Raw genomic sequence first — 26,007 nt, 5'->3', positions numbered from 1 at the left:
GATTATGAAATGATAAAGTGGGAAATAAAAATAGGGACAAGTTATTATGGTATAAGAAGTATTAATTAATAATAAACGTCATAAACATTTTATTCGTAATTGTGGATAATGTTTAAAAGTAATACACAGCATCAACAGTTTATCCACATGTGTATAACTTTGGCACATAAGGATTTTCTTAACATATCCACTAATCCACAAGCCCTACTACTATTACTATGACTTTAAAACCTATATAATTATATATAAACGACTGGAAGGAGTTTAAATTAATGATGGAATTCACAATTAGAAGAGATTATTTTATTAATCAATTAAATGACACATTAAAAGCCATCTCACCAAGAACAACATTACCAATTTTAACGGGTATCAAAATCGATGCTAAAGATAACGAAGTCATTCTTACTGGTTCAGATTCTGAGATATCTATTGAAATTACAATACCTAAACAAGTAGATGGTGAGGATATTGTCACTATTTCTGAAACAGGTTCAGTTGTACTTCCTGGTCGTTTCTTCGTAGATATTATTAAAAAACTACCAGGTAAAGATGTTAAATTATCAACAAATGAACAATTTCAAACACTGATTACTTCAGGACATTCTGAATTTAACTTAAGTGGTTTAGATCCTGATCAATATCCATTATTACCTCAAGTATCACGTGATGATGCAATCCAATTATCAGTAAAAGTATTAAAAAATATCATTGCACAAACAAATTTCGCAGTGTCCACCTCAGAAACACGCCCAGTACTTACTGGTGTTAACTGGCTTATACAAGATAATGAATTAATATGCACTGCGACCGATTCACACCGCTTGGCTGTAAGAAAGTTAAAATTAGAAGATGACTCTGAAAACAAAAATGTCATCATTCCAGGTAAAGCTTTATCAGAATTAAATAAAATTATGAGTGATAGCGATGAAGAGATTGATATTTTCTTTGCTTCAAATCAAGTTTTATTTAAAGTTGGAAATGTAAACTTTATTTCTCGCTTATTAGAAGGACATTATCCTGATACAACACGTTTATTCCCTGAGAATTACGAAATTAAATTAGGCTTAGACAACGGTGAATTCTATCACGCAATCGATCGTGCCTCTTTATTGGCACGAGAAGGTGGCAACAATGTTATTAAGTTAAGTACGGGTAATGATGTTGTAGAATTATCATCTACGTCACCTGAGATTGGTACTGTAAAAGAAGAAGTTACAGCAACGGATGTAGAGGGTGGCAACTTGAAGATTTCTTTCAACTCTCGTTATATGATGGATGCGTTAAAAGCGATAGATAATGATGAAGTTGAAGTTGAATTCTTTGGTACGATGAAACCATTCATCCTTAAACCAAAAGAAGATGATTCTGTTACACAATTAATTTTACCAATAAGAACGTATTAGTTTTAAAAGCTATTATTTTGGAGTTACGACGAATTCAAAAGAAATTCTGTCGTAACTCCTTTTATTTAATTTAAGCTCATTCAGCCTTTAATATAGACACAAAAGTTATTCACTAGTGGATAACTCTAAATAATATATCATCAAGCTAAAATGGCCCTTAAAATTAAAAATCAGGCTATTCTCTATACAACCTCATTTGTAATCTACAATTTTCTTTAAAAATGCCGCTTCAAATTGAAAAATATAACTAATTTTCCTACTAAAATTAAATATGTAAAAAGATATTGTGAAGTAAACGGTTTCACATTCCATTTTAAATGAAATTTAAACCTAAAAAAGGTATAATATATTAATGACACATAAAGAAACGGAGCGATTATTTTGGTTCAAGAAGTAGTAGTTGAAGGCGATATTACGTTAGGCCAATTTCTTAAAACGGAAGGCATTATTGAATCAGGTGGACAAGCTAAATGGTTCTTACAAGATGTTGAAGTTCTAATTAATGGCGAGCGCGAAACACGTCGTGGTAAAAAACTAGCTAACCAAGATCGAATTGATTTCCCAGATATCCCTGAAATTGATTCTGTAATCATTATTCATCAAGGTGAACAATGAAACTTAAAACACTCCAATTAGAAAATTATCGTAACTATGAAGAAGTTACGCTCGAATGTCATCCTGATGTGAATATTCTGATCGGAGAAAATGCACAAGGGAAGACGAATTTGCTTGAATCAATTTACACATTAGCTTTAGCCAAAAGTCATCGTACATCGAATGATAAGGAGCTTATACGGTTTAACTCAGAGTATGCTAAAATAGAGGGTGTACTAAATTATAGACATGGAACGATGCCACTAACGATGTTTATAACTAAAAAAGGTAAACAAGTAAAAGTGAACCACTTAGAACAAAGTCGACTAACTCAGTATGTTGGACATCTTAACGTGGTTCTTTTTGCGCCAGAAGATTTAAATATTGTCAAAGGCTCCCCTCAGATACGAAGACGCTTTATTGATATGGAATTAGGTCAGATATCTGCAGTATATTTAAATGATTTGGCTCAATACCAACGAATTCTCAAACAGAAAAATAATTACTTAAAGCAACTGCAATTGGGCCAGAAACAAGACACTACAATGTTAGAAGTCTTAAACCAACAATTTGCACAATATGCTTTAAATGTAACGTTGAGACGAGAGCATTTCATCAAAGAATTAGAATCATTGGCTAAACCGATTCATGCAGGTATCACGAATGAGAGAGAAACGTTGTCATTAACTTATTTACCAAGTATTAAACTCAGTGATATGAGCGAAGATGAACAGACGTTATTGGACGAAGTGATTACGCTATTGAATGACAATATTAAGCGAGAAATGGATAGAGGCGTCTGTTTATTTGGACCACATAGAGATGATTTGGGCTTTAATGTAAATGATATGGATGCACAAACATATGGATCTCAAGGGCAACAACGTACGACTGCATTATCCATTAAATTAGCAGAAATAGAGTTAATGAATATTGAAGTTGGAGAATATCCAATCTTATTATTGGATGATGTGTTAAGCGAATTAGATGATTCTCGACAAACACATCTATTAAGCACGATTCAACATAAAGTACAAACCTTTGTAACAACAACATCTGTAGACGGCATAGATCATGAAATTATGAATAATGCTAAGCTTTATCGAATCAATCAAGGTGAAATTATAAAGTAATAGAAAGTGATGGTGAATACATTGTCAGATGTAAACAACACAGATAACTATGGTGCTGGACAGATACAGGTATTAGAAGGGTTAGAAGCCGTTCGTAAAAGACCTGGTATGTATATAGGGTCAACTTCAGAAAGAGGTTTGCACCACTTAGTATGGGAAATCGTGGATAACAGTATCGACGAGGCACTTGCTGGTTATGCAAATCAAATCGAAGTTATTATTGAAAAAGACAATTGGATTAAAGTAACTGACAATGGTCGAGGCATTCCTGTTGATATTCAAGAAAAAATGGGTCGTCCAGCAGTTGAAGTTATCTTAACTGTACTGCATGCTGGTGGTAAATTCGGCGGTGGCGGTTATAAAGTATCTGGTGGTCTACATGGTGTAGGTTCTTCAGTTGTTAACGCATTGTCTGAAGATTTAGAGGTATACGTTCATCGTAACGATACAATCTATCATCAAGCATATAAAAAAGGTGTACCTCAATTTGATCTTAAGGAAGTAGGTAGCACTGATAAAACAGGTACAGTCATTCGCTTTAAAGCAGATGGTGAGATATTCACTGAAACAACTGTTTATAACTATGAAACGCTACAAAAGCGTATTAGAGAGCTTGCATTCTTGAACAAAGGTATTTCAATCACTTTAAGAGATGAGCGTGAAGATGTAGAGCAACGCGAAGATACATATCACTATGAAGGCGGTATTAAATCTTACGTTGAACTATTAAACGAAAATAAAGAGCCTATTCATGAAGAACCTATTTATATTCATCAAACTAAAGATGATGTAGAAATAGAAATCGCTATGCAATATAACAGCGGTTATGCAACGAACTTATTATCTTATGCGAATAATATTCATACTTATGAAGGTGGTACGCATGAAGATGGTTTCAAACGTGCCTTAACGCGTATATTAAATAGCTATGGAACACAAAGTAAGATTATCAAAGACGATAAAGAAAGATTGTCTGGTGAAGATACACGTGAAGGTTTAACTGCCGTCGTATCAATTAAACACGGTGATCCTCAATTCGAAGGACAAACTAAAACGAAATTAGGTAACTCTGAAGTACGCCAAATTGTTGATAGATTGTTTGCCGAGCATTTTGAACGTTTCTTATATGAACATCCAAATGTTGCACGTATCGTTGTGGAAAAAGGAATCATGGCATCACGCGCACGTGTCGCAGCTAAGAAAGCACGTGAAGTGACACGTCGTAAATCAGCTTTAGAAATTTCAAGCTTACCAGGTAAACTTGCAGACTGTTCAAGTAAGAAACCTGAAGAAAGTGAAATCTTCCTAGTAGAGGGTGACTCTGCCGGGGGGTCTACAAAAGAAGGTCGTGACTCTAAAACACAAGCTATCTTGCCATTGAGAGGTAAAATCTTAAACGTTGAAAAAGCACGATTAGATCGTATTCTTAACAATAATGAAATACGTCAAATGATTACAGCCTTTGGTACTGGTATTGGTGGCGAGTTCGATATCTCTAAAGCACGTTATCATAAAATTGTAATCATGACAGATGCTGATGTGGATGGCGCGCATATTAGAACTTTATTACTAACGTTCTTCTATCGTTTCATGAGACCACTAATCGAAGCGGGATATGTGTATATTGCACAACCGCCATTGTATAAATTAGCACAAGGCAAACAAAAATATTATGTATTTAATGATCGTGAACTTGATAAATTGAAATCAGAATTAAGCCCTACACCTAAATGGCAAATATCACGTTATAAAGGTTTAGGAGAAATGAATGCGGATCAATTATGGGAAACGACTATGAATCCTGAAAACCGTATGATGTTACAAGTTAAATTAGAAGATGCGATTGAAGCGGACCAAACATTTGAAATGTTAATGGGTGATGTAGTTGAAAATCGTAGACAATTTATCGAAGACAATGCAGTATATGCGAACTTAGATTTCTAAGTTAACGTCTAGTATTGAAAATCTTGAAGACTGTACAGCATAATGGCTTGCAGTCTTGCTATTTTAAGTGAATTGATTATAGAAGGAGGATATCTTGATGGCTGACTTACCTCAATCAAGAATAAATGAACGAAATATAACCAGCGAGATGCGCGAATCATTCTTAGACTATGCAATGAGCGTTATCGTTTCACGTGCGTTACCTGATGTACGTGATGGTTTAAAACCTGTACACCGTCGTATCTTATATGGCTTAAATGAACAAGGTATGACACCTGATAAACCATATAAAAAATCAGCACGTATTGTTGGGGATGTAATGGGTAAATATCACCCTCACGGAGACTCATCAATCTATGATGCCATGGTCAGAATGGCACAAACATTCAGTTATCGTTATCCACTTGTCGATGGTCAAGGTAACTTTGGTTCAATGGACGGCGATGGTGCCGCTGCCATGCGTTATACTGAAGCGAAGATGACTAAGATTACGTTAGAATTATTGCGTGATATTAACAAAGATACAATCGATTTTCTAGATAACTATGATGGTACTGAAAGAGAGCCGGAAGTCTTACCTTCTCGTTTCCCTAACTTATTAGTTAATGGTGCATCAGGTATCGCTGTAGGTATGGCAACAAATATTCCTCCTCACAATTTAACTGAAGTCATCAACGGTGTTTTACATTTAAGTAAGAATCCAGATGTAACGATTGCAGAACTTATGGAAGATATTCAAGGCCCTGATTTTCCAACAGCTGGTTTAATTCTAGGGAAAAGTGGCATCCGACGTGCTTATGAAACAGGTCGAGGATCAATTCAAATGCGTGCACGTGCGGAAATTGAAGAGCGAGGTGGCGGTCGCCAACGTATCGTAGTGACTCAAATCCCGTATCAAGTTAATAAAGCACGTATGATTGAGAAGATTGCAGAACTTGTTCGTGAAAAGAAAATTGAAGGTATTACTGATTTACGTGATGAAACAAGTTTACGTACTGGCGTTAGAGTAGTAATCGATGTTCGTAAAGATGCAAATGCCAATGTTATTTTAAACAATTTATATAAACAGACACCATTACAAACTTCATTTGGTGTTAATATGATTGCACTTGTTAATGGACGTCCAAAATTAATCAATTTAAAACAAGCTTTAGTTGAATATTTAGAACATCAAAAGACAGTTGTACGTCGTCGTACTGAATACAACTTGAAAAAGGCGAAAGACCGAGCACATATCTTAGAAGGTTTACGTATAGCGTTAGATCATATCGATGAGATTATTACGACAATTCGTGAATCAGAAACAGATAAAGTCGCTATGGAAACATTGCAAGAGCGTTTTAAATTGTCTGAACGTCAAGCGCAAGCTATTTTAGATATGCGTTTGAGACGTTTAACTGGTTTAGAACGAGATAAAATTGAAAATGAATACAACGAATTACTCGGTTATATTTCTGAACTTGAAGAAATCTTAGCCGATGACGAAGTTTTACTTCAATTAGTTCGTGATGAGTTAACTGATATTAAAGAACGTTTTGGTGACGAACGTCGTACAGAAATTCAATTAGGTGGCTTAGATGATTTAGAAGATGAAGATTTAATTCCTGAAGAACAAATCGTCATCACATTAAGCCATAATAACTATATTAAACGTTTACCAGTTTCAACGTATCGTTCACAACACCGTGGCGGACGCGGCGTTCAAGGTATGAATACATTGGAAGAAGATTTCGTAAGTCAACTTGTAACGTTAAGTACACATGACCACGTTCTATTCTTCACGAATAAAGGTCGTGTTTATAAACTTAAAGGTTACGAAGTTCCAGAATTATCTCGCCAATCTAAAGGTATTCCAGTCATCAATGCGATTGAATTAGATAATGATGAAACAATCAGTACGATGATTGCTGTTAGAAACCTTGAAGATGAAGATAGTTACTTAGTATTTGCAACTAAAAATGGTATTGTGAAACGTTCTGCTTTAAGCAATTTCTCACATATCAATAAGAACGGTAAGATTGCGATTGGATTTAAAGAAGACGATGAATTAATTGCAGTACGTCTTACAGATGGTAACCAAGATATCTTGATTGGAACATCTCATGCTTCATTAATTAGATTTGCAGAAACAAGTTTACGTCCATTAGGTCGTACTGCTGCAGGTGTAAGAGGTATCTCATTACGTGAAGATGATGTCGTTGTAGGTCTAGATGTTGCACATGCCGATAGCGAAGATGAAGTGTTAGTCGTCACTGAAAATGGTTATGGTAAACGTACGCCAGTGAGCGAATATCGCTTATCAAATCGTGGTGGTAAAGGTATCAAGACTGCGAAGATTACTGAACGTAATGGTAATATCGTTTGTATCACAACTGTTAATGGCGAAGAAGACTTAATGATTGTTACAAATAGTGGCGTTATCATTCGTTTAGAAGTAGAAGATATTTCTCAAAATGGTCGTGCAACTCAAGGTGTTCGCTTAATGAAATTAGGCGATGATCAATTTGTATCAACAGTTGCTAAAGTTATTGATAAAACAGAAGATGAAGATGCGACTGAGGCTGCTCAAACTGAAAATGGTGAATCAAATGCAGAAAGTACTGAAAGTCCTAGTGAAGAAGTAATTGATGATGATACACCAGGTAACGCACTTCATACTGAAGCGGACGAAGAAACTACAGTTTCATCTGATGAAGATGCAACAGATGAACGTATTGAAGTTAGACAAGACTTCATGGATCGTGTAAATGAAGACATTGAAAATGCATCTAACAATGATGAAGATGACGAAAACTAAAGAATAGAAGGCTAATCAATTATAGAAAGTTACAACAATATTGATTTCTTCAAAAAATAAGACTTCCCTAATACCAGGGAAGTCTTATTTGTTATATTTAATTTAGTTTTCTAATTCTTTCATAACGTATGGAATTTCACTAATTAGACGTGAAGGTGGTACGACATACATAGATTCAGATAATTTCTCTCCAATATAACTATGTGTATAAGTTGCGCTTGTGATCGCATCTCTAAAATCATCAAATTGTCCAACAAAGCTTGTAATCATACCAGCTAAGGTATCTCCCATGCCACCAGTCGCCATTGCCGGTGTACCAATGGCAAGTCTATATTCTTTGTCTTTGAAGAATATTTCAGTACCGTGTTTTTTCAGTACAACTGCAGCACCTAACTTATCTACAGCTTCTCTATTACGTTCATAAGTTTGTTCTTCAATAGGGATACCACTCAAACGTTCCCATTCCTTTTGATGTGGCGTAAAGATAACACGGCAAGTTGGGATATCAGGTTTTAATTTACTAAATATCGTTATAGCATCACCATCAACAATTAAGTTTTGATGTGGCTGAATATTTTGTAGTAAAAACGTAATTGCGTTATTACCTTTGAAATCGACACCTAAGCCTGGTCCAATTAAAATACTATCTGTGTTCTCAATCATTTTAGTTAACATTTTAGTGTCGTTAATATCGATAACCATCGCTTCTGGGCAACGAGAATGAAGTGCAGCATGATTTGTAGGATGTGTAGCTACTGTAATTAATCCACTTCCACTATAAACACACGCACGCGCAGCCAACATGATTGCGCCCCCTAAATTGGCACTTCCACCTATCAGTAGAATCTTTCCATAGTCACCTTTATGTGTCTCTTCTTTTCTTTTCGGAATATTAACTGTTGTTAATGTTTCCATGAATTAAACCCTCCCTTGAAGACGTTTCGAACGTATAATACTAAATTGTAAAAATGTGATTATTGTCAATTCTATATATAACTCAAATTTTAAGTGACGATGAGATGCGTAGCGAAAGCATCAACAACTAACTCGCTTGTTGAGTTTTAAATTTGAATGTTTGTTTATGACCTTTTTAAATACAATAGAAAATATTATACCTGTGAATGACTTTCGTCAACACTATTATGAAGATTATTTTGTAATGAATGGTGGGAAGTGATTATGTTGGTTAATAGAGGGTGTTTACGACTAGCATGAATATAATATTATTTACCATTTACTTGCTAATTATAAAGGAGTTTGCTATATTAAAAATAACTTAATAAGTTATTGTTCGTGGGACAAGTAACATAATCAATTAATTTCAGAGAGCTTGTGTTGAGTGTGAACAAGTAATTGATTGTTATGCGAATCTACCTACAATTGTGAACAACCGGTAATAACCGTTATTTTAAGGAAAGTGCAATTTGATACATATGTAGTGTTAAATTGTTAAATAGGGTGGCAACGCGTAGACCACGTCCCTTGTAAAGGGGATGTGGTCTTTTTTTATTGAAAATACGCATGTTATCCGAAATTAAATTTTTCAAAAATTGGGAAGGATGAGTATTACATGTTAGACATTAGACTATTTAGAGAACAAGCAGACACAGTTAAGAGCAAAATTGAACTACGTGGAGATGATCCTAAAGTAGTTGACGAAGTATTAGAATTAGATAACGAACGTCGTCAATTAATCGGTAAAACTGAAGAAATGAAAGCACGTCGTAACAAAGTAAGTGAAGAAATCGCTGAAAAGAAACGTAACAAAGAAAATGCAGACGACGTAATCAAAGAAATGCGTGAACTTGGTGACGAAATCAAAGAAAACGACGCTAAACTTAACGAAGTGGATAATAAAGTTAGAGATATCTTAATCCGTATCCCTAACCTAATTGCTGAAGATGTACCACAAGGGGATTCTGATGAAGAAAACGTTGAAGTTAAAAAATGGGGAACACCTCGTGAATTTGACTTTGAACCAAAAGCACACTGGGACTTAGTAGAAGAATTAAAAATGGCAGACTTTGAACGTGCTGCAAAAATTTCAGGTGCGCGTTTCGTATACTTAACTAAAGATGGTGCATTATTAGAACGTGCATTAATGAACTACATGCTTACTAAACATACAACGCAACACGGTTATACTGAAATGATGACACCTCAATTAGTTAACGCAGATACAATGTTTGGTACTGGACAATTACCTAAATTTGAAGAAGATTTATTCAAAGTTGAAAAAGAAGGTTTATACACAATTCCAACTGCAGAAGTTCCATTAACAAACTTCTACAGAGATGAAATCATCCAACCAGGCGTATTACCAGAAAAATTCACTGCTCAAACAGCTTGTTTCCGTAGTGAAGCAGGATCAGCTGGTAGAGATACAAGAGGTTTAATCCGTTTACACCAATTCGACAAAGTTGAAATGGTCCGTATCGAAAAACCTGAAGATTCTTGGGACGCTTTAGAAGATATGACACAAAATGCTGAAGCAATTCTTGAAGAATTAGGTTTACCATATCGTCGTGTTATCTTATGTACTGGCGACATCGGTTTCAGTGCTAGCAAAACATACGACTTAGAAGTATGGTTACCAAGTTATGACAACTATAAAGAAATTAGTTCTTGCTCAAACTGTACTGATTTCCAAGCGCGTCGTGCTAACATCCGCTTCAAACGTGATGCCGCTTCTAAACCAGAATTAGCACATACTTTAAACGGTAGTGGACTTGCTGTAGGACGTACATTTGCAGCTATCGTTGAAAATTATCAAAATGCAGATGGTTCAATCACAATTCCAGAAGCATTAGTACCATTCATGGGTGGTAAAACTGAAATCCGTCCAGTTAATGGCTAATTCATTAGTTAGTAAGAAGTACAGATTAAAATGAATATGTTATGGCTACATCGCAAATTCGCAGTAGCCTACTAAACTGAGAAAATGCTCTTACCGAGCTTTTCTCAGTTTTTTTCGTCCTTACATATGAGATTCTAATATATTAAATTTAGTCCATATTCTCTTAGTATATTTCTAATAATTAATTGCATAAAATTCCACTTTTTCTTAATAAAGGGATGAAGTAAAAAGGGCTAATTTAGACTACTTTTTAAGAGGTAAATCAACCGTTGTCGACAAAAAACAGACACATTCAAAATCTTTTCAAATCAATGCTTCTAAGTGGTCTTTCAGTCTAACATCACACAACCCTGTGTCTAATGTTGTTGCCACTCTAGCATCCGTATATTAGACTAAAATTATTAGTATATTACTTTATAAAAATAAAAAGAATAAAGGAGGTTACAAAGATGACATCACATGTGACATTTAAACAGGGCGTTAAAGAATGTATACCTACTTTATTAGGCTACGTTGGAATTGGACTATCATTTGGAATAGTGGCGGCTTCACAACACTTTAGTATCATCGAGATACTATTATTATGTTTGCTTGTGTATGCTGGTGCAGCACAATTTATTATATGTGCGCTTGTGGCTACTGGAACACCGATTTCTGCCATTGTCCTTACAACATTGATTGTCAATTCACGTTTCTTCCTACTTTCAATGACGTTAGCACCTAATTATAAAGATTATGGTATTTGGAATCGACTAGGCTTGTCTTCAATTTTGACAGATGAAACCTTTGGCGTCGCAATTACGCCTCATTTAAAAGGGGAGAAGATAAACGATCGTTGGTTACATGGATTGAATCTAACTGCATATTCATTTTGGGCACTAGCAAGCATTGTTGGTGCGTTACTTGGTAAATACATATCTAATCCAGATATGTTAGGTCTTGATTTTGCGATTACCGCGATGTTTATCTTTTTAACAATGGCACAATTTGAATCAATCACTTCATCTAAACTTAGAATTTACATAGTACTTATCGTATTTGTCATCGTGATGATGCTCAGTTTAAGCTGGTTCATGCCGTCATACGTCGCAATTTTAATTGCATCTATGTTAGCAGCAACATTAGGGGTGGTGATGGATAAATGACAACATCTTGGCACATGTTTATATTAATCGTGTTGTGTGGACTTGTAACTTTAATTATTCGAGTAGTTCCATTCTTAATGATTTCACGTATTCAACTTTCAGAAACGGTAATTAAATGGTTATCGTTTATACCAATTACATTATTTACAGCACTTATATTAGATGGCATTATCGAGCAACAAGAGGGCGTAGCAGGATATACACTCAATATCCCATTTGTTTTAGTAACAATTCCAACTGTTTTTGTTGCGCTTTTTACACGAAGTCTTACGACAACAATATTAGTGGGTATTGTTCTTATAGCAGGTTTACGTTTCTTCTTTTAGAAAAGGCAGAACCTAACAACTAACAATTGAAGTTGGTTTTACAATTAGATACAATAAAAGTCTAGAACATAAATGGTACATTGATACTATTTTATAAATACGCAGTAAATGAATAGAGATAAAAAACTTATTAAGAGAAGTGGAGGGACACGGCCCTGAGAAACTTCAGCAACCGGCGATGCATACGCACGGTGCTACTACCAACGAGATACTCGAATGATAAGTAATGGAGACAAATCGCCTCATACTTTAAGAATAGAGTATAGGCGATTTTTTTATTTAAAAGGAGGTAACCGCATGACCAATTACACAGTAGAAACATTAAATCTAGGACCCTTTACAACTGAATCAGGTGAAATGATTGATAATTTACAATTGCGTTATGAACATGTAGGCTATGCTGGTCAACCGCTTGTTGTAGTGTGTCACGCACTTACTGGTAATCATCTAACATATGGCACAGATGACGAGCCTGGTTGGTGGCGTGAAATTATAGACGGTGGTTATATGCCGATTTATGATTATCAATTTCTAACGTTTAATGTTATTGGTAGTCCTTTTGGTTCAAGTTCTCCTTTAACTAATCCAAATTTTCCAAAGCATTTAACTTTGAGAGATATTGTAAAAGCTATTGAACTGGGCATACGCGCACTTGGTTTCAACAAGATTAATATTTTAATTGGTGGTAGTCTAGGTGGCATGCAAGTCATGGAGCTTCTATATAATCAACAATTCGAAGTGGATAAGGCGGTTATTCTAGCAGCGACTGATAAGACGTCGTCATATAGTCGTGCTTTCAATGAAATTGCACGAGAAGCGATTCATCTTGGTGGCAAAGAAGGTCTTAGTATTGCGCGACAATTAGGCTTTCTAACGTATCGTTCATCTAAAAGTTACGACCAACGCTTTTCACCAGATGAAGTGGTGAGTTATCAACGACATCAAGGTAATAAATTTAAAGAAACGTATGATTTGTCATGTTATTTAACAATGCTAAATGTTTTAGATAGCCATAATGTTGATCGCGGACGTACGAATGTAGATGATGTTTATCAATCTCTAGATACTAAGGTCTTAACAATGGGATTTACGGATGATTTATTATATCCAGATGATCAAGTAAGGGCAGTAGGGGAGCGATTTAAATATCATCGTCATTTCTTTGTTCCAGATAATGTAGGTCATGATGGCTTTTTATTAAATTTTAATGATTGGGCACCTAACTTGTATCATTTTCTTAAAGTAACGAAATTTAAGCGGAAATAGACGAAGCGGGTAGGTCGCTATGGAAGTAAAAACACATTGTTATAGTCTTATGCTATACCTCAATCTTCACAATTTGTTTTAATTTTGCTTAGAGGTTAAAATAGAAGTTATAGTCAAAATAGTATAGGAGTGGCGAATTTGTTTTCAAAAGTACATCCTAAAGCAACAATTATAGGAACAATTGCACTTGTTATGGTTGCTTTAGTTACGTATGTATTACCAGTACTTGGATTAATTCTATGTTTATTCGCTACAATTCCAGGTATTATTTTATGGAATAAGTCTATTCCATCATTTGGAATTGGAGCTTTGATCACAGTAATTCTTACCACATTGTTGGGTAATACATTTGTATTAAGTGCCATGATTTTAGTTTTAATACTTAGCTTTATTATTGGCCAATTATTGAAAGAACGTGCCTCTAAAGAACGCATCTTATTTATAGCTACAACATATTTAAGTATATTTACTTTAGTCGCATTTATGTTATTACAAACGTTTAAAAAGATACCTAGCGCTACGACATTAATTAAGCCTTTTAAAGATACAATGCATAATGCTGTTGTAACAACAGGTGTTGAAGCAGATTATAAAACAATCTTAGAAGAAGGTTTCCGTCAAACGGCAGTTCAACTTCCGAGTTTTATTATCATTACGGTCTTTATTTTAGTCTTAATTAATTTAATTATTACATTTCCAATTCTTCGTAAATTTAAAGTAGCTACACCAATTTTTAAACCTTTATTTGCTTGGCAGCTTAACCGTTCATTACTATGGGTATATATGGTTGTTTTACTTTGTGTAATGTTCGCTACTGAACCAAGTACTTTCCAAAGTATCGTGTTAAATTTCGAAGTTGTGTTATCATTACTGATGTATATCCAAGGATTGAGTGTAATTCATTTCTTTGGTAAAGCAAAACGTATACCAAACGCTGTAACGATATTGCTGATGGTTGTGGGGACAATTATTACACCAGCAACACATATCATTGCATTACTTGGCGTACTTGATTTAGGAATTAATTTAAAACGAATGATTAAAAAATGACTTTAAAAAGTGAATAGAGGTGGAATAATGAACCGTCAATCCACTAAGAAGGCTCTACTGATACCATTTATTCTAATGGTACTCACTTCGATTGCACTTGTAGTTGTATGGTTTATCTTTAAACCATTAGTCGCTACAATTGCAGCAGCTATTTTAGTCGTGATGATTATTATTAGCATCGTGTTAGTCAGACAAGCCTTATTGAAAATGGATAATTATGTGGATAACTTAAGTGGTCACATCTCGGCTGGAAGCAACAGAGCAATTAAACGATTACCTATTGGTATGGTCGTGCTTGATGCTGATGACCATATTGAATGGATTAACCAGTACATGTCTGAACACTTAGAAACGAATGTCATCTCAGAACCAGTCAATGAAGTTTTTCCGAATATTTTAAAGCAGCTTGAAAAGGTACAAGAAGTTGAAATCGAACATGGTCAATATCATTACCACGTTCGACATTCAGAAGAAGAAAGTTGTTTATATTTCTTCGATATTACAGATGAAGTACAAACTAATGAGTTATATGAAGAATCAAAGCCAATCATCGCAACGTTATTCTTAGATAACTACGATGAAATTACGCAAAATATGAACGACACGCAACGTTCTGAAATCAACTCAATGGTAACACGAGTGATTAGTCGTTGGGCATCAGAATACAATATTTACTTTAAACGATATAATTCTGACCAGTTCGTAGCGTATTTAAATCAAAAGATATTAGCCGAAATCGAAGAATCTAACTTTGAAATCCTTAGCCAATTACGTGAAAAGAGTGTCGGTTACCGTGCTCAATTAACATTAAGTATCGGTGTCGGAGAAGGTACAGAGAACTTAATCGATCTTGGTGAATTATCACAATCTGGTCTAGATTTAGCATTAGGTCGTGGTGGTGACCAAGTAGCTATTAAGAATATGAACGGAAACGTGCGATTCTATGGCGGTAAGACTGACCCGATGGAAAAACGTACACGTGTAAGAGCGCGTGTTATTTCTCACGCATTAAAGGATATATTAACTGAAGGCGATAAAGTTATCATTATGGGACATAAACGTCCTGACTTAGATGCTATAGGTGCGGCAATTGGGGTTTCAAGATTCGCATTAATGAATAATTTAGAGGCCTATGTTGTCTTAAACGAGGAAGATATTGATCCAACGTTACGCCGAGTGATGGATGAAATCGATAAGAAACCTGAGTTGAAAGAACGATTTGTTACATCAGATGAAGCATGGGATATGATGACATCTAAATCTACAATTGTCGTTGTGGATACGCATAAACCAGAAATGGTATTAGATGAGAACATTCTAAATAAAGCTAATCGTAAAGTCGTGATTGACCATCATAGACGAGGAGAAAGCTTTATTTCTAACCCATTATTAGTATATATGGAACCTTATGCAAGCTCGACTGCAGAACTTGTAACAGAGTTATTAGAATATCAACCAACTGAACAACGTTTAACACGTTTAGAATCTACTGTTATGTATGCAGGTATCATTGTTGATACACGTAACTTCACATTGCGTACAGGTTCTAGAACGTTTGACGCGGCAAGCTATTTACGTGCCCATGGTGCAGATACGATATTAACGCAACACTTCTTAAAAGATGACGTCGATACGTATATTAATCGTTCAGAACTTATTCGAACGGTTGAAGTTCAAGATAATGGCATTGCAATTGCACATGGTTCTAACGAAAAAATTTATCATCCTGTTACAGTTGCACAAGCTGCGGATGAGTTGTTAAGTTTAGAAGGTATAGAAGCTTCTTATGTAGTAGCTAAACGTGAAGATAACTTAATCGGTATTTCAGCACGTTCATTAGGCTCTATTAATGTTCAATTAACGATGGAAGCCTTAGGTGGCGGTGGTCACTTAACTAATGCTGCAACACAATTGAAAGGATTATCAATTGAAGAAGCGATAGAACAATTACAACAAGCAATTACAGAACAAATGAGTAGGAGTGAAGACGCATGAAAGTAATTTTCACACAAGATGTTAAAGGTAAAGGTAAAAAAGGCGAAATTAAAGATGTACCAGTAGGGTATGCAAATAACTTTTTAATTAAAAATAATTATGCTGTTGAAGCAACTCCAGGTAATTTGAAACAATTGGAACAACAAAATAAACGTGCTGAAGCGGATAGACAAAAAGAAATTGATGACGCTAAAGCCTTAAAATCAAAATTAGAAGAAATTGAAGTTGAAGTGAGTGCTAAAACTGGTGAAGGAGGCAAATTGTTTGGTTCTGTAAGTACTAAACAAATTGCTGAAGCACTTAAAACACAACACGATATTAAAATTGATAAACGTAAAATGGATTTACCTCAAGGTATCCATGCATTAGGTTATACAAATGTGCCTGTTAAATTAGACAAAGAAGTTGAAGGTACAATCCGTGTTCACACTGTAGAGAAGTAAGAAGCGGGTAAAGTAGTTCTTTGATTCTAATCATTAGAACTACTTACGTAAGTGCTGAAGCACTTAAGTTCATTAAAAACTATGTATTTGAGTGTCATTCAACTACGATAAGTGAACTAATGACTAAAAATTTTCAAATAACAATGTTGCACTATGATTTGTGAAAATTAAGATGGATTTAGAGGTGTAATGATTAATGGATAATATGTATGAGCAAAAGCAAATGCCACATAATAATGAAGCTGAACAATCTGTCTTAGGTGCAATTATTTTAGATCCACAATTGATTAATTCGACTCAGGAAGTGCTCCTTCCTGAGTCCTTTTATAGAGGTGCCCACCAACACATCTTCAGAGCGATGATGAACTTAAATGAAGATGGTGATGAAATTGATGTCGTAACGTTAATGGATCAATTAACGAAAGAAGGTACATTAAGCGAGGCTGGTGGTCCTCAATATTTAGCGGAACTCTCAAATAATGTACCAACGACACGTAACATTCAGTATTATACAAATATCGTCGCAAACCATGCATTAAAACGCAGATTAATTCAAACTGCGGATAGTATTGCCAACGATGGTTATGATAATGAACTTGAATTAGATGCGATATTAAGTGATGCAGAGCGACGTATTCTTGAATTATCCTCTAATCGTCAAAGTGATGGATTTAAGGATATTAGAGATGTATTAGGACAAGTTTATGAAACAGCTGAAGAGCTCGACCAAAATAGTGGTCAAACTCCGGGTATTCCTACGGGTTATCGTGATTTAGACCAAATGACAGCTGGATTTAACAGAAATGACTTAATTATCTTAGCTGCCCGTCCTTCAGTAGGTAAGACTGCCTTCGCTCTTAACATTGCTCAAAAGGTAGCGACACATGAAGGTAATTATACTGTCGGCATTTTCTCACTTGAGATGGGGGCAGACCAATTAGCAACACGTATGATTTGTAGTTCAGGTAATGTGGATTCCAATCGACTACGTACAGGTACGATGACAGAAGAAGACTGGAATCGATTTACAATAGCAGTCGGTAAATTATCACGTACCAAGATCTTCATTGATGATACACCTGGTATTCGAATTACAGATTTACGTTCTAAATGCCGACGTTTAAAACAAGAACATGGTTTAGACATGATTGTGATTGACTATTTACAGTTAATTCAAGGTAGTGGTTCACGTGCTTCTGATAACAGACAACAAGAAGTATCTGAAATTTCACGTACTTTAAAAGCGATTGCTCGTGAATTAGAATGTCCTGTTATTGCACTAAGTCAGTTATCTCGTGGCGTGGAACAACGTCAAGATAAACGACCAATGATGAGTGATATTCGTGAATCAGGTTCTATCGAGCAAGATGCGGATATCGTTGCCTTCTTATATCGTGATGATTATTATAATCGCGGTGAAGGCGAAGATGACGATGACGGTGGAAATTTCGAACCACAATCGAATGATGAAAATGGTGAAATTGAAATCATTATCGCTAAACAACGTAATGGTCCGACTGGTACTGTGAAGTTACACTTCATGAAACAATATAATAAATTTACAGACATTGATTATGCACATGCAGAAATGTCATAAAAAATATTTTACCGTACATTAAATTATATTATCAATTTAATGTACGGTTTTTGTTTTATTTTGATGATAGAATTTGAGCGTAAGTATGTGTAATAGTTTTTTGGTAAATGAGTTTAAATCGTTGTATTATCAAGGTTTTAACAGTTTTGTTAAATAAATTGATGTTAGAGTGTAGAACTAATATACGCTAAAATTAATGTTCGATTTTTATTTGCATTATGAGGTTCGTATTGATAGAATACTTAATGGTTAATTGAGAAAACTTTGGAGGTGCTCACATGTCATCAATCGTAGTTGTTGGGACACAATGGGGAGACGAAGGTAAAGGTAAAATTACAGATTTCTTAGCGGAACAAGCAGATGTTATTGCACGTTTTTCAGGAGGTAATAACGCAGGTCATACGATTCAATTTGGTGGAGAAACTTATAAATTACATTTAGTGCCATCAGGTATATTTTATAAAGATAAACTTGCAGTTATAGGTAACGGTGTAGTTGTAGATCCAGTTGCATTATTAAAAGAATTAGACGGTTTAAATGAACGTGGTGTATCTACTTCAAACTTACGTATTTCTAACCGTGCGCAAGTCATTCTTCCATATCACTTAGCACAAGATGAATATGAAGAACGTCGTCGTGGTGATAATAAAATCGGCACTACTAAGAAAGGTATCGGACCAGCTTATGTGGATAAAGCACAACGTATTGGTATCCGTATGGCTGACTTATTAGAAAAAGAAACATTTGAAAGACGTTTAAAAGAAAACATTGAAGTTAAAAATGCATACTTCAAAGGCATGTTTAATGAAACTTGCCCACGTTTCGATGAAATCTTTGATGAATACTATGCTGCAGGTCAACGTTTAAAAGAATTTGTTACAGATACTTCTAAAATCTTAGACGATGCATTTGTAGCTGAAGAAAAAGTTTTATTTGAAGGTGCACAAGGTGTCATGTTAGATATCGACCATGGTACATATCCTTTCGTAACTTCAAGTAACCCTGTTGCAGGTAATGTAACAGTTGGTACAGGTGTAGGCCCAACTTTCGTATCTAAAGTGATTGGTGTATGTAAAGCATATACATCTCGTGTAGGCGATGGTCCATTCCCTACAGAATTATTTGATGAAGATGGACATCATATTAGAGAAGTTGGTCGTGAATACGGTACAACAACAGGACGTCCACGTCGTGTAGGTTGGTTTGACTCAGTTGTATTACGTCACTCTCGTCGTGTTAGTGGTATTACAGACTTATCTATTAACTCTATCGACGTACTTACTGGTCTTGATACAGTGAAGATTTGTACTGCTTACGAATTAGATGGAGAAGAAATTACAGAATATCCTGCTAACTTAGATCAATTACGTCGTTGTAAACCAATCTTTGAAGAGTTACCAGGATGGGAAGAAGATATCACTGGTTGCCGTACATTAGAAGAATTACCAGATAATGCACGTAAATACTTAGAACGCATTTCTGAATTATGTAATGTACGTATTTCAATCTTCTCTGTCGGCCCAGACCGTGACCAAACAAACCTATTAGAACAATTATGGTAAGAAAAGGTGCGAAGAAAAGCGGTTAGGTCGCGAGCAATAACTAGCTATGAGCGAAAATCGTTCTTTGATTTTAGCGATTAGCGTATTATTGTCGAACGACCTGCTTTTCGTAGCCCGTGTATCAAAAGGTGCGAAAGTGAGCGTTTAGGTTGCGAACAATTACTAGCATCAAGCAAAAACTGTTCTTTAGTTTTAGCGCGATGCGTATAATTGTTGAGCAATCTGCTCACTGCAACCCGTCTATCATTCCGGCAATATCATTTATTTGTAGGCATTGATTCGTTCAATGCCTATTTTTTTAGAAACATGAGTGTAAAAAGAGCGGTAAATATAGCATTTGTAACCTTAAAACCATTGTTATTACAACGTTTATCCAAAAAATTAAGGAATTATAAAAAAATATTAAAATTATGTAAAAAATGTCTTGTCTTCAAAATAAAGCCTGTGCTATAATCTATCTTGTGCTTAAGAACGGCTCCTTGGTCAAGCGGTTAAGACACCGCCCTTTCACGGCGGTAACACGGGTTCGAGTCCCGTAGGAGTCACCATTTTTTAGGTCTCGTAGTGTAGCGGTTAACACGCCTGCCTGTCACGCAGGAGATCGCGGGTTCGATTCCCGTCGAGACCGTATTGCTTATCCAAAAGGATAGGCATTTTTTTATGCCTTCATTTTACTACTCATGAAAATCCACATTTTAAACTTTTTAGATATCCTTTTCAAAAAATCAAAAAATATACTAAAAGCTAAATATCGTAATACATTCTTTAGCATTACAAAAGTATGACGTCGCAACAGAATCTTAATATTATTCTTATGTTTAAAATAGAAAGCTTGCTACTAAACCATTGAGTCGTATCATCATTCTGTAATAATGGGTTAAATGGGCTTCACTACGACTTTTGTCCCGTATTCAAAGGGTTCAACTTATTTGTAATATTAAATTAGAGTGGTAAACTTTAAACGAATATTATTCTATAATTTTTAATATGAAAATAGAATTACATGAATATTAATGGTAAATTATATAGTAGATTAATATGCGCTATAAACTTATTAAAAACGCATCAAATCACAGTTTAATCTTTACTAATTCATAAGAACGAATAATAAAATATAGAACTACAATTTGAGAAATGAGGTTTATAGATATGGCAAGAAAAGTTGTTGTTGTAGATGACGAAAAGCCAATTGCGGACATCTTAGAATTTAATTTGAAAAAAGAAGGATATGATGTTTACTGTGCCTATGATGGTAATGATGCAGTAGATTTAATCTACGAGGAAGAACCAGACATCGTATTATTAGATATCATGTTACCTGGTCGTGACGGTATGGAAGTGTGCCGTGAAGTACGTAAGAAATTCGAAATGCCGATTATTATGTTAACTGCGAAAGACTCTGAAATCGATAAGGTCTTAGGTCTTGAACTTGGTGCGGATGACTATGTTACGAAACCGTTCAGCACACGTGAATTAATCGCACGTGTAAAAGCGAACTTACGTCGCCATTATTCACAACCAGCTCAAGAAGTAAGTGGTACGACAAATGAAATTACAATTAAAGATATTGTCATTTACCCAGATGCTTACTCGATTAAAAAGCGTGGGGAAGATATTGAATTAACACACAGAGAGTTTGAACTCTTCCACTACCTTTCTAAACATATGGGTCAAGTCATGACACGTGAACATTTACTACAAACTGTATGGGGTTATGATTACTTCGGCGACGTGCGTACAGTAGACGTAACGATTCGTCGTTTACGTGAGAAGATTGAAGATGATCCATCACACCCTGAATATATTGTGACACGTAGAGGCGTTGGATACTTCCTCCAACAACATGATTAGGGGCTTGCGACTATGAAGTGGCTGAAACAGTTACAATCCCTTCACACCAAGCTTGTTATTGTTTATGTGTTATTGATTATTATTGGAATGCAGATCATCGGTCTGTATTTCACTAATAGTTTAGAAAAAGAACTGACAAATAACTTCATGAAGAATATTAAACAGTATGCGACACAGCTTGAAGTTAACATTGAGCGGATATACAGAGATGATCCCTCTAACGCTCAAAAAGAAGTTCAAAGTTTATTAAACGAGTATGCCAACCGTCAAGAAATTGAAGAAATTCGTTTTATTGATAAAGATCAAATTATCATGGCTACAGCGAAGATATCATCACATAATATGATTAATCAGAAGGTTAATGATAACTCCGTTCAAAAAGCCTTATCGCTAGGTGAATCTAATAGTCACAATGTTTTAAAAGACTATGGTAGCGGTAAAGAGCGAATTTGGATTTACAACTTACCCGTAAAGAATGGCAACGAGACGATTGGTAATATTTACATAGAATCGAATATTAATGATGTATATAATCAGTTGAATAATATTAACCAAATATTCATTATCGGTACTGCGATTTCCCTCTTCATTACCGTTATACTCGGTTTCTTTATCGCAAGGACGATTACAAGGCCGATTACGGACATGCGTAATCAGACGGTAGAGATGTCTAAAGGTAATTATACGCAACGCGTTAAGATATATGGTAATGACGAAATCGGCGAATTAGCTTTAGCCTTCAACAATTTGTCTAAGCGAGTTCAAGAGGCGCAAGCGAATACTGAGAGTGAGAAACGTCGTTTAGACTCAGTTATCACGCATATGAGTGACGGTATTATTGCAACAGACCGACGTGGTCGTGTGCGTATCGTCAATGATATGGCGATAAAAATGTTAGGTATGTCTAAGGAAGACTTAATCGGTTATTACATGCTAAGTGTATTAAATTTAGAAGACGAATTCTCATTAGATGAAATTCAAGAGAATAACGATAGCTTCTTACTAGATATTAATGAAGATGAAGGCATCATTGCACGTGTGAATTTCAGTACGATTGTTCAAGAAACTGGATTTGTGACAGGTTACATCGCCGTATTACATGACGTTACGGAACAACAACAAGTTGAACGTGAACGTCGTGAATTCGTTGCGAACGTATCTCACGAATTACGTACACCTTTAACATCGATGAATAGTTACATAGAGGCGCTTGAAGAAGGTGCTTGGAAAGATGATAATTTAGCACCATCTTTCTTATCGGTAACACGTGAAGAGACAGAACGAATGATTCGTCTTGTTAATGATTTACTGCAATTATCGAAAATGGATAACGAATCCGAACAAATTACGAAGGAAATTGTCGACTTCAACATGTTCATTAATAAGATTATTAATCGTCATGAAATGGCCGCGAAAGACACGACGTTTGTACGTGAAATTCCTTCTGAAACCATCTTTACTGAAATTGATCCAGATAAGATGACACAAGTGTTTGATAACGTTATTACTAACGCGATGAAATATTCTCGTGGTGAAAAACGCGTCGAGTTCCACGTGAAACAAAACGCTTTATACAATCGTATGACGATTCGTATTAAAGATAATGGTATAGGTATCCCTATTAATAAAGTGGATAAAATCTTTGATCGTTTCTATCGTGTAGATAAAGCGCGTACACGTAAAATGGGTGGTACAGGTTTAGGACTTGCCATTTCGAAAGAGATTGTAGAAGCGCATAATGGAAGAATTTGGGCGAATAGCGTTGAAGGACAAGGCACATCGATATTTATTACACTTCCATGTGAAGTTATAGACGACGGTGATTGGGATGAAGAGTAAAGAGCATATTAAATCCATTATTCTTTTCCTATTAGTTATGATGAGTGTCGTGCTTACGTTTATGGTGTGGAATTTCTCACCAGATTTAAATAATATTGATAGCACAGATAGTAAAAAGAGCAATACTAAGACGATTGGTAAGCCCATGTCTGCCAATATTGAGAATGTGATATCTCCGTATCAAATTGTAGAAGTTAAAGGCGATAAGGTTAAAGGGCTGGCACCATCTCGTGCTCAGCTGTCTCAAGTAACAGGTACATTGAAGAATCATGAAGTCAGTAAAGTGGAACATATTCATCGAGATTATAATTTAAATATTCCCATGTTAAATGACCACTTTACTGTGCTAGATTTTACTTATGATATGCCGCTAACGACATATTTAGGTCAAGTATTGAATTCATCAGCGAAGGTACCTAAAAACTTCAAATTTAATCGTATTATCGTAAGTCAAAATCCTAAAGAGAATCTAGAGTTGTATGCGATTAGTGAAGATCGTCATGAAGTCATGAAAGTAACATTGACTACGAAAGCTAATCATTTTATTAAAGTGATGGATCATTTGAATAAAGAAATGCAGAAATATTCAGAGGTAATCACAAATAAAGATACGATTGATAAAGCAACGCATATATTTGCGCCAAATCGTCCAAAAGACATGCGTTCTTACCGAATGGTTTATGATACGATTCCAGTCGAAACGATGAATGCTATTTTATTTGACGACTCAGTGATTATTCGAAGCGGTAAGAGTGGTTCGACAACGTACAATAATAACACTGGCGTAGCGAACTATAATGATGAAAGTAAGAAATATCATTATAAAAATTTATCCGAAGATGAATCTAGCTCAAGTGATATGGATTCAACGATTCCAAGTACATTTGAATATATAAATGGACATGGTGGATTCTTCAATGATGACTTCCGTCTTTTCAATACAGATAATTCATCGGGTGAATTAACGTACCAACTCTTCCTCAATGGGCACCCAACATTCAATGATCAGCAATTAAATGATATAGAGGTCACTTGGGGAGATAAAGGCATCTATGACTACAAACGTGCACTATTGCGTTCTAGTGTACCTTTAGAAGGTAAAACGAAGTCGCTAGATAGTGTTGAAAGTGTTCGTTCTTCACTCGCAAATAATCATACGATTGATTTTGAAAAGGTAACGAATATGGTCATTGGTTATAAAGAAGATGATCAACCTGATAAAGATGATATAGAAGTGCAACGTAATAGTGAGTTTGTGCCAACATGGTATGTTCAATACGACGGCGATTGGTACGCTTATGAGGATGGGAGGCTTGAATAAATGAATTGGAAACGAACGAAGACATTGTTTATTTTCGTGTTTATTCTAGTTAATATCCTACTCGTATTGATTTACGTGAATAAGGTGACGAAGTCTCAAATTAACGAATCTGAAAGTGATAATGAGGTTAAATTCCAGCAAGAGGAAATTAAAATTTCGAAGGATATTTTAAATAAAGATGTAAGCGGGACGAAGATGCAGATGATTACTGCTAAGTCTAAAGACTTCGAAAGTTATGTGAAGAGTAAGTCATCATTAGAAGCGGAAGATTCTGGTAATACGTTAACTGGTGAGATTGATAGTACTGTAAATGTTAGTGATAGTAATTTAAGCGATTTAAAAGATTACATCATGAGCAATGTTTACAATGGTAAGATGTATCAACTTGGTGATGTTACATCTGATACTGTGACATATGAACAGACTTATGAAGGTTATCCATTGATGAATAATAATAAAGCGCGTCTACGCTTTAATATCAATGATGGTAAAGCGACAAGTTATGAACAATCGGTAATGAACAATATTGAACCTGCGAAGAGTGATAATAATCCTAAGAAACAGGTTATTACACCACGTAAAGCAGTAGAAACATTATACTTTAATCGTTACTTGAAATCAGGCGATGAAGTGATGGATACAAGACTAGGATATTACTCGGTTGTGAGAGAAACGAATGTGCAATTATTGCAGGCGAACTGGGAAATTAAAGTGAAGCATAAAGGTAAAGAAGACGTGAAAACGTATTATGTTGAAGCGACATCATCAAATCCAAAAGTGATTGATAACTAGGGAGCAGGGTTGTAAAGAAATACTTAGATGAATATTTACTCATTCTGTTGTGATGCTTGCCTAGGGGGATGGGTCGAGCCGCGGTCTTG

At 35.3% G+C, this 26,007-nt stretch carries 19 protein-coding genes, 2 tRNA genes, 1 riboswitch and 1 other annotated feature; of the genes, 20 read left to right on the top strand and 1 reads right to left on the bottom strand.

Annotated elements, in window-relative coordinates:
* The first annotated feature begins 272 nt into the window (after window positions 1-272).
* The 5 genes from dnaN to gyrA all read left to right on the top strand — a co-directional run bounded on the left by dnaN (window position 273) and on the right by gyrA (window position 7,874).
* The gene (gene dnaN, locus F1592_RS07440) at window positions 273-1,406 is read left to right on the top strand and encodes a DNA polymerase III subunit beta (RefSeq protein WP_011274360.1); all 1,134 of its coding nucleotides are present in this window, start codon (window positions 273-275) and stop codon (window positions 1,404-1,406) included.
* A 381-nt stretch (window positions 1,407-1,787) separates the two neighbouring features.
* Complete coding sequence (gene yaaA / locus F1592_RS07435) at window positions 1,788-2,021, top strand: S4 domain-containing protein YaaA (protein ID WP_011274361.1); 234 nt, start codon at window positions 1,788-1,790, stop codon at window positions 2,019-2,021.
* A complete protein-coding gene (gene recF / locus F1592_RS07430) occupies window positions 2,018-3,133 on the top strand; it encodes a DNA replication/repair protein RecF (protein WP_053018861.1) in 1,116 nt (371 codons plus the stop codon). The genes yaaA and recF overlap by 4 nt, the downstream gene beginning before the upstream one ends.
* 9 nt (window positions 3,134-3,142) lie before the next feature.
* The gene (gene gyrB, locus F1592_RS07425) at window positions 3,143-5,077 is read left to right on the top strand and encodes a DNA topoisomerase (ATP-hydrolyzing) subunit B (RefSeq protein WP_033079924.1); all 1,935 of its coding nucleotides are present in this window, start codon (window positions 3,143-3,145) and stop codon (window positions 5,075-5,077) included.
* Between the two features lie 97 nt (window positions 5,078-5,174).
* Window positions 5,175-7,874 carry a DNA gyrase subunit A gene (gene gyrA, locus F1592_RS07420; protein WP_053016919.1) on the top strand — a complete coding sequence of 900 codons (2,700 nt, stop codon included), beginning with the start codon at window positions 5,175-5,177 and terminating at the stop codon, window positions 7,872-7,874.
* 102 nt (window positions 7,875-7,976) lie between these two features.
* Here gyrA and F1592_RS07415 read toward each other — a convergent pair whose 3' ends face one another.
* Entirely contained in the window at window positions 7,977-8,789 is an 813-nt protein-coding gene (locus F1592_RS07415; RefSeq protein ID WP_053016920.1) for an NAD(P)H-hydrate dehydratase, read from the bottom strand.
* Window positions 8,790-9,161: 372 nt separating this feature from the next.
* Window positions 9,162-9,360 (top strand) — a binding site (T-box leader).
* An 84-nt stretch (window positions 9,361-9,444) separates the two neighbouring features.
* Here F1592_RS07415 and serS point away from each other — a divergent pair.
* The 15 genes from serS (at window position 9,445) to F1592_RS07340 (ending at window position 25,918) form a co-directional block, all read left to right on the top strand.
* A complete protein-coding gene (gene serS, locus F1592_RS07410) occupies window positions 9,445-10,731 on the top strand; it encodes a serine--tRNA ligase (RefSeq protein WP_016930927.1) in 1,287 nt (428 codons plus the stop codon).
* 449 nt (window positions 10,732-11,180) lie between these two features.
* The gene (locus F1592_RS07405; RefSeq protein WP_016930926.1) at window positions 11,181-11,876 is read left to right on the top strand and encodes an AzlC family ABC transporter permease; all 696 of its coding nucleotides are present in this window, start codon (window positions 11,181-11,183) and stop codon (window positions 11,874-11,876) included.
* Window positions 11,873-12,202 carry an AzlD domain-containing protein gene (locus tag F1592_RS07400; protein ID WP_011274368.1) on the top strand — a complete coding sequence of 110 codons (330 nt, stop codon included), beginning with the start codon at window positions 11,873-11,875 and terminating at the stop codon, window positions 12,200-12,202. Before F1592_RS07405 ends, F1592_RS07400 begins: the two co-directional genes overlap by 4 nt.
* A gap of 124 nt (window positions 12,203-12,326) precedes the next feature.
* Window positions 12,327-12,428: riboswitch (SAM riboswitch) on the top strand.
* A gap of 71 nt (window positions 12,429-12,499) precedes the next feature.
* Entirely contained in the window at window positions 12,500-13,468 is a 969-nt protein-coding gene (metX, locus tag F1592_RS07395; protein WP_049394865.1) for a homoserine O-acetyltransferase MetX, read from the top strand.
* A gap of 123 nt (window positions 13,469-13,591) precedes the next feature.
* On the top strand, window positions 13,592-14,518 hold the full coding sequence (locus F1592_RS07390; RefSeq protein WP_223197227.1) for a YybS family protein: 927 nt from the start codon (window positions 13,592-13,594) through the stop codon (window positions 14,516-14,518).
* A gap of 27 nt (window positions 14,519-14,545) precedes the next feature.
* Complete coding sequence (locus tag F1592_RS07385) at window positions 14,546-16,513, top strand: DHH family phosphoesterase (RefSeq protein WP_011274371.1); 1,968 nt, start codon at window positions 14,546-14,548, stop codon at window positions 16,511-16,513.
* Complete coding sequence (rplI, locus tag F1592_RS07380) at window positions 16,510-16,956, top strand: 50S ribosomal protein L9 (RefSeq protein WP_011274372.1); 447 nt, start codon at window positions 16,510-16,512, stop codon at window positions 16,954-16,956. Before F1592_RS07385 ends, rplI begins: the two co-directional genes overlap by 4 nt.
* Window positions 16,957-17,152: 196 nt before the next feature.
* Window positions 17,153-18,553 carry a replicative DNA helicase gene (gene dnaB, locus F1592_RS07375; protein ID WP_011274373.1) on the top strand — a complete coding sequence of 467 codons (1,401 nt, stop codon included), beginning with the start codon at window positions 17,153-17,155 and terminating at the stop codon, window positions 18,551-18,553.
* 278 nt (window positions 18,554-18,831) lie between these two features.
* Window positions 18,832-20,115 carry an adenylosuccinate synthase gene (locus tag F1592_RS07370; RefSeq protein WP_048667871.1) on the top strand — a complete coding sequence of 428 codons (1,284 nt, stop codon included), beginning with the start codon at window positions 18,832-18,834 and terminating at the stop codon, window positions 20,113-20,115.
* Between the two features lie 473 nt (window positions 20,116-20,588).
* Window positions 20,589-20,663: transfer RNA gene (locus F1592_RS07365), tRNA-Glu, on the top strand.
* A gap of 7 nt (window positions 20,664-20,670) precedes the next feature.
* Window positions 20,671-20,743: transfer RNA gene (locus F1592_RS07360), tRNA-Asp, on the top strand.
* 521 nt (window positions 20,744-21,264) lie between these two features.
* The gene (yycF, locus tag F1592_RS07355; protein ID WP_011274375.1) at window positions 21,265-21,966 is read left to right on the top strand and encodes a response regulator YycF; all 702 of its coding nucleotides are present in this window, start codon (window positions 21,265-21,267) and stop codon (window positions 21,964-21,966) included.
* A 12-nt stretch (window positions 21,967-21,978) separates the two neighbouring features.
* The gene (gene walK / locus F1592_RS07350) at window positions 21,979-23,805 is read left to right on the top strand and encodes a cell wall metabolism sensor histidine kinase WalK (protein ID WP_016930922.1); all 1,827 of its coding nucleotides are present in this window, start codon (window positions 21,979-21,981) and stop codon (window positions 23,803-23,805) included.
* Window positions 23,795-25,126, top strand: coding sequence for a YycH family regulatory protein (locus F1592_RS07345; protein ID WP_011274377.1), 1,332 nt, complete (start codon window positions 23,795-23,797; stop codon window positions 25,124-25,126). The genes walK and F1592_RS07345 overlap by 11 nt, the downstream gene beginning before the upstream one ends.
* Entirely contained in the window at window positions 25,127-25,918 is a 792-nt protein-coding gene (locus tag F1592_RS07340; RefSeq protein WP_149809629.1) for a two-component system regulatory protein YycI, read from the top strand. It begins immediately after the preceding gene.
* Window positions 25,919-26,007: the final 89 nt, after the last annotated feature.

This window comes from Staphylococcus sp. GDX7P312P, assembly GCF_008385775.1.
Classification (GTDB): Bacteria; Bacillota; Bacilli; order Staphylococcales; family Staphylococcaceae; genus Staphylococcus; species Staphylococcus haemolyticus.
This window is presented reverse-complemented; position numbering and strand designations above follow the sequence as displayed.

Coding starts and splice junctions, on each gene's coding strand:
- dnaN (WP_011274360.1), top strand. CDS start 273: ATGATGGAATTCACAATTAGAAGAGATTATTTTATTAATCAATTAAAT.
- recF (WP_053018861.1), top strand. CDS start 2,018: ATGAAACTTAAAACACTCCAATTAGAAAATTATCGTAACTATGAAGAA.
- gyrB (WP_033079924.1), top strand. CDS start 3,143: ATGGTGAATACATTGTCAGATGTAAACAACACAGATAACTATGGTGCT.
- gyrA (WP_053016919.1), top strand. CDS start 5,175: ATGGCTGACTTACCTCAATCAAGAATAAATGAACGAAATATAACCAGC.
- F1592_RS07415 (WP_053016920.1), bottom strand. CDS start 8,789: ATGGAAACATTAACAACAGTTAATATTCCGAAAAGAAAAGAAGAGACA.
- serS (WP_016930927.1), top strand. CDS start 9,445: ATGTTAGACATTAGACTATTTAGAGAACAAGCAGACACAGTTAAGAGC.
- F1592_RS07405 (WP_016930926.1), top strand. CDS start 11,181: ATGACATCACATGTGACATTTAAACAGGGCGTTAAAGAATGTATACCT.
- F1592_RS07400 (WP_011274368.1), top strand. CDS start 11,873: ATGACAACATCTTGGCACATGTTTATATTAATCGTGTTGTGTGGACTT.
- metX (WP_049394865.1), top strand. CDS start 12,500: ATGACCAATTACACAGTAGAAACATTAAATCTAGGACCCTTTACAACT.
- F1592_RS07385 (WP_011274371.1), top strand. CDS start 14,546: ATGAACCGTCAATCCACTAAGAAGGCTCTACTGATACCATTTATTCTA.
- rplI (WP_011274372.1), top strand. CDS start 16,510: ATGAAAGTAATTTTCACACAAGATGTTAAAGGTAAAGGTAAAAAAGGC.
- dnaB (WP_011274373.1), top strand. CDS start 17,153: ATGGATAATATGTATGAGCAAAAGCAAATGCCACATAATAATGAAGCT.
- F1592_RS07370 (WP_048667871.1), top strand. CDS start 18,832: ATGTCATCAATCGTAGTTGTTGGGACACAATGGGGAGACGAAGGTAAA.
- yycF (WP_011274375.1), top strand. CDS start 21,265: ATGGCAAGAAAAGTTGTTGTTGTAGATGACGAAAAGCCAATTGCGGAC.
- walK (WP_016930922.1), top strand. CDS start 21,979: ATGAAGTGGCTGAAACAGTTACAATCCCTTCACACCAAGCTTGTTATT.
- F1592_RS07345 (WP_011274377.1), top strand. CDS start 23,795: ATGAAGAGTAAAGAGCATATTAAATCCATTATTCTTTTCCTATTAGTT.
- F1592_RS07340 (WP_149809629.1), top strand. CDS start 25,127: ATGAATTGGAAACGAACGAAGACATTGTTTATTTTCGTGTTTATTCTA.